2 protein-coding genes are annotated in these 2,984 nt (G+C 71.2%); both read right to left on the bottom strand.

What is annotated here, in order from left to right:
- Positions 1–36 precede the first annotated feature (36 nt).
- A complete protein-coding gene (gene sucB / locus DQW06_RS22550) occupies positions 37–1,431 on the bottom strand; it encodes a 2-oxoglutarate dehydrogenase, E2 component, dihydrolipoamide succinyltransferase (RefSeq protein ID WP_232833120.1) in 1,395 nt (464 codons plus the stop codon).
- Positions 1,432–1,534: 103 nt separating this feature from the next.
- Positions 1,535–2,911, bottom strand: coding sequence for a dihydrolipoyl dehydrogenase (lpdA, locus tag DQW06_RS22545; protein ID WP_013151995.1), 1,377 nt, complete (start codon positions 2,909–2,911; stop codon positions 1,535–1,537).
- Positions 2,912–2,984 lie beyond the last annotated feature (73 nt).

The raw sequence follows: 2,984 nt of genomic DNA, 5'->3' as shown, positions 1-2,984 counted from the left end.
CCCGGCGGGTGGTGTGGGGGCCTCCGGGGCCCGGGCCTACAGGCCCAGGTCGTCCTCGAAGGCGCCCTCCTCCAGACGCGCCTTCACGCTCTGGAGGAAGCGCCCGGCGTCGGCGCTGTCGATCAGGCGGTGGTCGTGGGCCAGCGACAGGTACACCATCGAGCGGACCGCGATCACCTCGTCGCCCATGGCGGTGTCCTCGACCACGACGGGGCGCTTGACGACCGCGCCGGTGCCCAGGATGGCCACCTGCGGCTGGTTGATGATCGGCGTGCCGAACAGCGCGCCGGTGCAGCCGGTCTCGGCGATGGTGAACGTGCCGCCGCCCAGCTCGTCCGGGCCCAGCTGGCCGGTGTGGGCGCGCTCGGTCAGGTCCTTGAGCCTGCGCGCCAGCTCACCCAGGCCCAGCTTGCCCGCGTCCTTGACCACGGGGGCCAGCAGACCGCGCTCGGTGTCCACCGAGACGCCGAGGTTCTCCACGTCGTGGTAGGTCACCTCCTGCTTGTCGCTGTCGATCACGGCGTTGAGCTTGGGGTGGGAGCGCAGGGCCTCCACCGCGGCCAGCGCGAAGAACGGGAAGAAGTCCAGCCGCACGTCCTCGCGCTCGGCGAAGCGCTCGGCGGAGTGCTCGCGCAGGCGGGCGATCTTGGTGACGTCCACCTCGATGACCTGCGTGGTCGTGGCCGAGACGTGCAGCGACTCCACCATCCGGTCCGCGATGGACAGGCGCAGGCGGGTGAGCTTCTCGGTACGGCCGCGCAGGGAGGTGTCGGTGGCCCCCTTGCGCGGGGCCGAGGACGGCGCGGGGGCGGCGGCGCGCGCGGCGTCGGCCTTCTGCTCCTCGGCGGCCTTGAGCACGTCCTGCTTGCGGACGCGGCCGCCCACGCCGGTGCCCTTGACACGGCTGAGGTTCACGCCGTGCTCGGAGGCGAGCTTGCGCACCAGCGGGGTCACGTACGCCTCGGTCCCGGCGTCGGTACCCGAGGCGCGGCCGGTGCCGCTGAGGGTGCCGATGTCCACGGACGGGCTCTCGCCGTCCTTGTCCCGGTCCGCGGCGGGCTCGGGCTCGGCCTCGGCCTTCGGGGCGGGCGCGGCGGACTCGGCCTCGGCGGGCTCGGGCTCCGACACCGGTTCGGCCTTGGGCTCGGCCTCGGCCGGGGCCGCGCCCTCGGAGACGGCCGGGGGCTCGTCCCCGGTGCCGCCGATGACGGCGATCTCCGCGCCGATCTCCACGGTCTCGTCCTCGTCGACGAGGATCTTGGTGAGTACGCCCGCGACGGGTGAGGGAATCTCGGTGTCCACCTTGTCGGTGGAGACCTCCAGGAGCGGTTCGTCCACCTCGACGGTGTCGCCCACGCTCTTGAGCCACTGGGTGACGGTGCCCTCGGTGACGCTCTCACCCAGGGCGGGCATGGAAACGGAAGTCGGCATGGGTTTCCTCGTTGGATCTGGGCGCGGTCTCTGCCCAACCCCTTGATGGGCAGCGCGGATGTGTGCGGGGGCGGGCCCTCGCGGCCCGCCCCCGGTGGTGCGGTCAGTCGTGGACGTGCAGCGGCTTGCCCGCCAGCGCGAGGTGCGCCTCGCCCAGCGCCTCGGACTGGCTCGGGTGCGGGTGGATCAGCTGGGCCACCTCGGAGGGCAGGGCCTCCCAGTTGTAGATCAGCTGCCCCTCGGCGATCAGCTCGCCGACGCGGCTGCCGACCATGTGGACGCCCAGTACGGGGCCGTCCTTCTCGGCGATGACCTTCACCGCGCCCTGCGTCTGCAGGATCTGGCTCTTGCCGTTGCCCGCGAGGCTGTAGTTCATCTCCACGACGTCGTGTCCGCGCTCCTTGGCGACCTTGGTGGTCAGGCCCACGGACGCGACCTCGGGCTCGCAGTAGGTGACGCGGGGGACGCCGTCGTAGTCGATCGCGGGCGGGTTCTGCCCGGCGATGTGCTCGGCGACGAAGATGCCCTCGGCGAAGCCGACGTGGGCGAGCTGGAGGGTGGGGATGAGGTCGCCCACGGCGTAGACGTTGCCCACGCCGGTGTGCAGGTTCTCGTCCACCTGGACGAAGCCGCGGTCCAGGGTGATGCCCTGCTCCTCGTAGCCCAGGCCCTCCGAGACCGGCCCGCGGCCGATGGCCACCAGCAGGACCTCGGCCTCCAGGGTCTTGCCCCCCTTGAGGGTGACGGTGACGCCGGAGTCGGTGGTCTTGACCGACTCGAACGGGGTGCCCAGCTCGTACTTGATCTTGCGCTTGCGGAAGGCGCGCTCCAGCAGCTTGGAGCTGGACTCCTCCTCCACCGGCACCAGGTGCGGCAGGGCCTCGACGATGGTGACGTCGGCGCCGTAGGAGCGCCACACGCTGGCGAACTCCACGCCGATCACGCCGCCGCCCAGGACGATGACCGACTCGGGCACGCGGTCCAGGTCGAGGGCCTGGTCGCTGGTCATGACCTTCTCGCCGTCGATGTCCAGCCCGAGGGTCTTGGGCTTGGAACCGGTGGCCAGCAGGATGTTGCGGCCCTTGTAGACGGCGCCGTCGACGGTGACCTCGTCCTTGCCGGTGAGCTTGCCCTCGCCCTCGACGACGGTGATCTTGCGCGACTTGACCAGGCCGGTCAGGCCCTTGAACAGGCCGCCGATCACCTTGTCCTTGTAGGTGTGCACGGCCTGGATGTCGATGCCCTCGAACGTGGCCTTGACCCCGAAGTTCTCGCTCTCCTTGGCGGAGTCGGCGACCTCGGCCGAGTGCAGCAGGGCCTTGGTGGGGATGCAGCCGCGGTGCAGGCAGGTGCCGCCGAGCTTGTCTTTCTCGATCAGGACGACGCTCATGTCCAGCTCCGCGGCGCGCAGTGCCGCCGCGTAGCCGCCGCTGCCGCCGCCAAGGACGACGAGGTCGAAGGTGCCGCCGCTCTCACTCACGGGAACGAACTCCTTGTTGTGGCTGGTGATGGGTGGTGGCCGCGGCCGGGCCCCGCGTGGGCGGAGGGAGGGT

The organism is Nocardiopsis sp. TNDT3 (assembly GCF_003427465.1).
GTDB classification, from domain to species: Bacteria; Actinomycetota; Actinomycetes; order Streptosporangiales; family Streptosporangiaceae; genus Nocardiopsis; species Nocardiopsis dassonvillei.
This window is presented reverse-complemented; position numbering and strand designations above follow the sequence as displayed.

Excerpts from the sequence above, each read along its gene's own strand:
- sucB (WP_232833120.1), bottom strand. The coding sequence starts at position 1,431 with ATGCCGACTTCCGTTTCCATGCCCGCCCTGGGTGAGAGCGTCACCGAG.